The 6,922-nt window shown below is 71.9% G+C and carries 7 protein-coding genes; 5 read left to right on the forward strand and 2 right to left on the reverse strand.

What is annotated here, in order from left to right; translation table 11 throughout:
* Positions 1–81 precede the first annotated feature (81 nt).
* Together GUY60_RS31800 and GUY60_RS31805 are read right to left on the reverse strand one after the other, a co-directional pair.
* The gene (locus GUY60_RS31800; protein WP_161704152.1) at positions 82–1,452 is read right to left on the reverse strand and encodes a sensor histidine kinase AbrC2; all 1,371 of its coding nucleotides are present in this window, start codon (positions 1,450–1,452) and stop codon (positions 82–84) included.
* A 316-nt stretch (positions 1,453–1,768) separates the two neighbouring features.
* Positions 1,769–2,995: a sensor histidine kinase AbrC1 gene (locus GUY60_RS31805; RefSeq protein ID WP_161704154.1), complete on the reverse strand. Its 1,227-nt coding sequence runs from the start codon at positions 2,993–2,995 to the stop codon at positions 1,769–1,771.
* 184 nt (positions 2,996–3,179) lie between these two features.
* On the opposite strand from GUY60_RS31805, the gene GUY60_RS31810 reads away from it, so the two are divergent.
* From GUY60_RS31810 to GUY60_RS31830, 5 genes are all read left to right on the forward strand, one after another.
* Complete coding sequence (locus GUY60_RS31810; protein WP_161704164.1) at positions 3,180–3,632, forward strand: NADH-quinone oxidoreductase subunit A; 453 nt, start codon at positions 3,180–3,182, stop codon at positions 3,630–3,632.
* A complete protein-coding gene (locus tag GUY60_RS31815) occupies positions 3,623–4,246 on the forward strand; it encodes an NADH-quinone oxidoreductase subunit B (protein ID WP_161704156.1) in 624 nt (207 codons plus the stop codon). Before GUY60_RS31810 ends, GUY60_RS31815 begins: the two co-directional genes overlap by 10 nt.
* A complete protein-coding gene (locus tag GUY60_RS31820) occupies positions 4,243–5,517 on the forward strand; it encodes an NADH-quinone oxidoreductase subunit C (protein ID WP_161704158.1) in 1,275 nt (424 codons plus the stop codon). The genes GUY60_RS31815 and GUY60_RS31820 overlap by 4 nt, the downstream gene beginning before the upstream one ends.
* The gene (locus GUY60_RS31825; protein ID WP_161704160.1) at positions 5,514–6,482 is read left to right on the forward strand and encodes a complex I subunit 1/NuoH family protein; all 969 of its coding nucleotides are present in this window, start codon (positions 5,514–5,516) and stop codon (positions 6,480–6,482) included. The genes GUY60_RS31820 and GUY60_RS31825 overlap by 4 nt, the downstream gene beginning before the upstream one ends.
* The coding region (locus GUY60_RS31830) for a NuoI/complex I 23 kDa subunit family protein (protein ID WP_161704162.1) at positions 6,482–6,922 on the forward strand (441 nt) is incomplete at its 3' end. The genes GUY60_RS31825 and GUY60_RS31830, both read left to right, overlap by 1 nt.

The raw sequence follows: 6,922 nt of genomic DNA on the forward strand, positions 1-6,922 counted from the left end.
GCACCTCGCCTCCGTAGCGTCGAGCCCCGGCTCGGCCGCTCCGAGCCCCCGGCCCCGCCGCGCCCACCAACCGACTCCGACTCAGCCCCGCCAGGGAAGCTCCGCCGTCACGCGGGTCGGGCCGCCCGTCGGGGAGTTCACGGTCAGGATGCCGTCGACCGAGCCGAGCCGTTCCGCGAGGCCCGCGAGCCCCGTACCCCGCGCCGGATCAGCGCCGCCCGTGCCGTCGTCGGTGACCTGGAGCAGCAGCCGGTCCTCGACCTGCCACACATCGACCGTCGCCCCGCGCGCGCCCGCGTGCTTGCCGACGTTCTCAAGCAGCTCGGAGACCGTGAAGTACGCGATGCCCTCGATGGCCGGAGCCGGACGTTCCGGCAGGTCGACCTCGACCCGTACCGGCACCGGGCTCCGCGCGGCGAGCGACGAGAGGGCCGCGTCCAGACCGCGGTCGGTCAGCACCGCCGGGTGGATGCCGCGGGCCAGATCGCGCAGCTCCCGTAGCGCCGTCTTCACCTCGCCGTGCGCCTCGTCCACCATGCGCGCCGCGGCCTGCGGGTCCTCGCGCAGCTTCTCCTTCGCGAGCCCCAGGTCCATGGCCAGGTTGACCAGGCGGGCCTGCGCCCCGTCGTGCAGAGCGCGCTCTATACGGCGCAGGTCGGCGGCGGCCGTGTCGGCGGCGACGCCGCGGTCCGACTCCAGCTCGACCACCCGCGCGTCCAGACGCGAGGCGCCGAGCAGGCCGGTCACGAGCACCCGGTCCACCGTCGTCAGGCCCCGGATCAGCCACGGCGTGGCCAGCGTGACGAGGAGGCCGATCGCCGCGGTGACCCCGATCTCGAAGGTCGAGTCCAGGTAGAAGGTGTGCCGCCCGTCCTCGCTGCCGTACACCTGAAGGCCGTCCACGCCCGCGTACATGGGGAAGACCCAGCGCCACAGCGGGTACGTCAGGAGCGACCAGCCGACCGACCAGAACGTCACCGCCACCGTGAACGCGAAAACCGCCCACGGGAAGTGCAGCACCGCGTACAGCAGGCTCCGCCAGGAGGTGCCGCTTTTCAGGATCGCGCCGATCCACGCCATGGCGCCGTTCTTCTTCGGCCGCACCGGCTGCGGGTCGGCCACGTCGAGCCGCAGCAGCCCACGCGCGCGTGCCCGCTCCAGTGCGCCGAAACCGCGGCAGCCCGCGAGCGCCGCGGCAAGCACCGGCACCCCGAGGAAGGTGACGAGCAGGCCCGCGCCGAGCGACACCATGGTGACCGCGTACACGAACATCAGGATGCTCAGCGGCAGGCTGGCGATGAGGTAGCCGAACTCGCGCCAGGTCCGGCCCGCGACCGGCGCCGCCAGGGCCGGCGGCACCAAGGGGCGCCGTCCGGGACCGGAACCGGGGACCTCGGGCCGAGGCCGGCGGCCGTGCTCCCGCGCGTACTCCTGTCCGTACTCCATGGCCATCACTGCGTCCGTTTCTGCTCGGCTGGTGCTCGGATACGGGGGGCGTACGCGCGTAGGGCCGGTTTTCGGAAAGCTCGGGCCTCGCGATACGTCCACCCTCCTCTCGTGCAGGGCCGCGGACCATGTGGCCCGTATCCGTCTTCGACCGGGGGTTTTCCCCACCCCGCCCGCGAAACGGCTCCCGCGAAGCGACCCGCGCGAAGCGGCGGCCCGTGAACGGGACGTGCACGAAACACGGACGCGCCCCGAGCCAATGGCCCAGGGCGCGTCAGGGTCAGGTTCAGGGACCGCGCACGTCACGTCAGTTCACGGCAGGTCAGCTCTCCGTGCGGTCGCGCCAAGGGAGTTCGGCCGCGACCGTGGTCGGGCCGCCGGCCGGGGAGTCCACGACGAACTGGCCGTCCACCGCCCCCAGCCGGTCCGCGAGCCCCGCCATCCCCGTACCGCCGCCGAGCGAGGCGCCGCCGCGGCCGTCGTCCTCGACCCGGACGATCAGCCGGTGGTCCGCGCGCCACACCTCGACCGAGGCCGCCCGCGCACCACTGTGCTTGCTGATGTTCTGCAGCAGCTCGGAGACCGTGAAGTACGCGATGCCCTCGATGGCCGGAGCCGGACGTTCCGGCAGGTTCACCGCGACCCTTACGGGTACCGTGCAGCGCCCGGCGAGCGACGACAGGGCGGCGTCGAGACCGCGGTCGGTGAGGACGGCCGGGTGGATGCCGCGGGCCAGATCGCGCAGTTCCTGGAGGGCGAGCTTCACCTCGCCGTGCGCCTCGTCGACCATCGCGGCGACGGTGTCGTCGGCCTGCCCCTCGAGCAGCTTCTCCTTGGCCAGACCGAGCCCCATGGCCAGGTTGACCAGGCGGGCCTGCGCCCCGTCGTGCAGGTCGCGCTCGATGCGCCGCAGATCGGCGGCGGCCGTGTCGACGACGGCGCCGCGGTCCGACTCCAGTTCGGCGATCCGCCGCTCCAACTCGTCGGAGGGGCACAGCAGTCCGCGTACCAGCGCGCGGTCCACGGAGGACAGCCCACGGGCGATGAACGGCAGTACCGGCCAGAGCACGAACAGCGAGACGAGCGTGACCGTGAACGTCAGCACCCCCCACGGCAGCCGGATGAACCCGAACAGCAGGCTCCGCCAGCCGACCGGGTCCTTGAGCCGGGACCACAGCCCGCCGACGAAGCCGTCCCGCCGGGCGAAGCGCAGCGGGCTCGGCTCGTCGACCACCGTGCCGAGCAGCCGCCGCGCCCTGCCCCGCTCGGCCGCGCCGAGCCACCGCGCCCCGACCAGGCCGGCCGCGAGCAGGGGCAGCCCCACGACCGTCACCGCAAGCGCGCTGCCGACCGCGACCACCAACACCACGTAGACGAAGGCGAACAGTGCCATCGGCAGGTTGAGCAGGAGATACGCGATCTCCCTCCAGGTCCGGCCGTCGAAGGCGAAGCGCGCGGGCGGCAGCGGCTGTTGCGCGGTGCCGGGTTCGGGGCGCCGGGGCCTTCGGGTGCCGGGTACGCCGGCCGGTGCGGTGCTGCGTGCGGTCATGCCGGACAGCCTGCCGGGCCCGGCCCGGCGGCGCCATGAGGTGCGCCGCCGGGAGGAACGGGGGAAAACCCCACCCTTACCCCGACAGGGCTGCTTACCGGTTCTTTAACAGGGCCTAGACTCCCGTGCGTACAGATCGTCGAACAGGGCCGACGGGCCCGTGACCGGCCGGGACATGTGCGGCATGGGCGACGGGTTCCACGTGGCCCACGTGGCCAACGAGATCAGGGAGCGAGGGGCCGACGTGCCGGGACCGACCGTTCTCGCCGCGGACTACTTCCAGAGCTACTCCGTCGTCGGGCTGCTCGCCGTCATCGGCGTGCTCTTCGTCGCCGTCGCCTTCGGCGCGGGACGCCTGCTCCGGCCCGTCGTACCGACCCCGGAGAAACTCCTCACCTACGAGTGCGGCGTCGACCCGGTCGGCGAGGGCTGGGCCCACACCCAGGTCCGGTACTACGTCTACGCGTTCCTGTACGTGATCTTCGCCGTCGACTCGATCTTCCTCTTCCCCTGGGCCACGGTCTTCGCCAAGGCGGGATTCGGCGGGGCGACGCTGGTGGAGATGTTCATCTTCCTCGGCTTCCTGACCGTGGGTCTGCTGTACGCATACAAGAAGGGCGTCCTCACATGGACGTGACCATCGAACCGGGACCCGGCCGCGACAACGGCGGCTCGAAGCTCGGCCCGCTCGCGCGGCTCGCCCCCCAGCCCATGAAGGTGGTCCTCAACTGGGGCCGCCGCTACAGCCTGTGGGTCTTCAACTTCGGGCTCGCCTGCTGCGCCATCGAGTTCATCGCCGCCTCCATGGCCCGCCACGACTTCATCCGGCTCGGCGTCATCCCGTTCGCACCGGGTCCGCGCCAGGCCGACCTGATGATCGTCTCTGGCACGGTGACGGACAAGATGGCCCCGGCCGTGAAGCGGCTCTACGAGCAGATGCCCGAGCCGAAGTACGTCATCTCCTTCGGCGCCTGCTCCAACTGCGGCGGCCCGTACTGGGACTCGTACTCCGTCACGAAGGGCGTCGACCAGATCATCCCCGTCGACGTGTACGTGCCGGGCTGCCCGCCGCGTCCCGAAGCGCTCCTCCAGGGCATCCTCAAACTCCAGGAGAAGATCGCCCGGGAGTCCCTCGACGAGCGCTACGCCGCCGCTGGACGCCCGTCCACGGCGGCCCTGCAGAGCGGCCTCGTGGCACCTCCGACGGCTGTCCCGCCTGCGGATTCGGCTTCGGGGGAGGACGAGCGATGACCGGCTGGCTCCCCGACGAGGTGACCGAGATCTTCGGCGCGGACGCGACCGCCGAGGAGCAGTACGACCTGCTCACGGTCGACGTCCCCGCCGACACCTGGACCACGGCCCTGCTCACCGCCCGCACCACCCTGGGCTGCACCTATTTCGACTGGCTGAGCGCGGTCGACGAGCCGGGCACCGGGTTCCGCGTCTGCGCCCATGTGGCGGCCCTGCATCCGGTACGTCGCCTCCTTCTGCGTACGACGGTTCCGCACACGGCGCCGGTGCTCGCCTCCGCCGTCGAGGTGTACGCGGGCGCCGCGTGGCACGAGCGCGAGACCCACGAGATGTTCGGCGTCGACTTCACCGGCCACCCCGGACTCGACCCGCTGCTGCTGCCCGACAGCTTCGAAGGGCACCCGCTGCGCAAGGACTTCGTACTCGCGGCGCGCGTCGTCAAGGCCTGGCCCGGCGCCAAGGAGCCGGGGGAGTCCGAGCACGGCGGGCCCAAGCGGCGCCAGATGCTGCCGCCCGGCGTACCGGACCCCAACGACTGGGGCCCGATGAAGGGCCAGCTGCCCCCGGCCCCGGCGCGCCCCGCGCGTGGGGCCCGCGCGGGTGCGGCCACCGATCGCGCGGGCGCCGCCACGGAGCGTCCGGCGCGGCGTACGCGTACGGCGAGCGCGGGGTCGGCCAGTCGGACCCCTGCTGCTGCGCCTGCTGAGGTGGAGGCGTCCTCCGGCGGTCAGGCCGGTGCAGGTGCGGCCGGTGCCGGGGCTGCCGATGCGGGTGCTGCCGGAGCTGCCGGTTCCGCTCCCGCGCGGCGTACGCGCAGTGCGTCGGAGGGCTCGGCGTCCCAGACCGGTGCCCCCGCTCCTACCCGCCGCGCACGCTCCGCGAGCCAGGGCTCGGCCTCCCAACGCCAGGCTGCCCGACCGGACGACACGACTCCGTCGGACGACACAGCCTCGCCGTCCGACAAGACCTCGTCCGACAAGGCCCCGTCCGACACCCCCGCGCCGGAGTCGACGCAACCCGCCGCCGAACCCGGCCCGGAGAGCACGCGCGCCGCCGACGCCCCGTGGCACAACCCGCGCCCCGCCTTCACCGAACCGGAGACTCCGGACGAGCCGAGCAAGCCCGCAACGCCCTCCCCGGACGAGCCCACGCAGGGCGGAACCGAAGCCCGCCCCGACAAGGCATCCGGCGACGAAGCCACCCCCGGCAAAAGCACCCGCGACGAAGCCACCCCCGACGAAGACACCCCAGCCGGAGGCGACCCCGCATGAACGACGCCCTCGACGTCGTCCTGCGACTCCTCGTCGTGTTCGTCGTCTTCATGGTCCTCCCGCTGGTCATCGGTCAGACCGAGCACAAGGTGATGGCCCATATGCAGGGCCGGCTCGGCCCCATGTACGCGGGCGGTTTCCACGGCTGGGCCCAACTCGTCGCCGACGGCGTCAAGTTCGCGCAGAAGGAAGACATCGTCCCGGCCGGCGCCGACCGCCGAATCTTCCAGCTCGCCCCGGCCGTCGCGCTGCTCCCGTACCTCCTGGTGCTGGTCGCCATTCCGATCGGCCCCGGCGAGGGCGCCGTCGGCCAACTCGTGGACGCCGGGATCTTCTTCGTACTCGCCGTCATGGGCGTGGGCGTACTCGGCTCCCTCATGGCCGGCTGGGCCTCCGCCAACAAGTTCTCCCTCCTGGGCGGCCTGCGTACCGCCGCCCAACTCCTCGCCTACGAACTGCCGATGCTGCTCGCCGCCGCCTCGGTGGCGATGGCCGCCGGTACCGTCTCGCTGCCGGGCATCCTCGACGCCTTCGAGTGGTGGTGGCTGCCCTGGCAGATCGTCGGCGCGCTGGTGTTCTTCGTCGCGGGCCTGGCCGAACTCCAGCGCCCGCCCTTCGACATGCCGGTCGCCGACTCCGAGATCATCTTCGGTGCGTACACCGAGTACACCGGTCTGCGCTTCGCTCTCTTCCTCCTTGCCGAGTACGCGGGGATCGTCGTCCTGTGCGGACTGACCACCGTCCTCTTCCTGGGCGGCTGGCACGGGCCGTGGGGCGCCGACGGCCTGGGCTGGGTGTGGACCCTGCTCAAGACGGCCGTCCTCGCGTTCCTCGTCATCTGGCTGCGGGTCAGCTACCCGCGGCTCCGTGAGGACCAGCTGCAGAAGCTCGCCTGGACCACGCTCATCCCGCTCGCCCTCGCGCAGATCGCGCTCACCGGAATCGTGAAGGTGGCGATCAACTGATGCCCCCGGTCCCTGGAAGCGGCCTGGCCAAGGGCCTCGCCGTCACCCTCCGCACGATGACGCGGAAGACCGTCACCGCGCAGTACCCCGACGTCCAGCCCGAACTGCCGCCCCGTACGCGCGGTGTCATCGGCCTGTTCGAGGAGAACTGCACGGTCTGCATGCTCTGCGCCCGCGAATGCCCCGACTGGTGCATCTACATCGACTCCCACAAGGAGACCGTCCCGGCCGCGACCCCGGGCGGCCGCGAGCGCAGCCGCAACGTCCTCGACCGCTTCGCCATCGACTTCTCGCTCTGCATGTACTGCGGTATCTGCATCGAGGTCTGCCCTTTCGACGCGCTTTTCTGGTCACCGGAGTTCGAGTACGCGGAGACGGACATCCTCGAACTCACCCACGAACGCGACAAGCTCCGCGAGTGGATGTGGACCGTCCCCGCC

The sequence above is a fragment of the Streptomyces boluensis genome (assembly GCF_009908195.1).
GTDB lineage: Bacteria > Actinomycetota > Actinomycetes > Streptomycetales > Streptomycetaceae > Streptomyces > Streptomyces boluensis.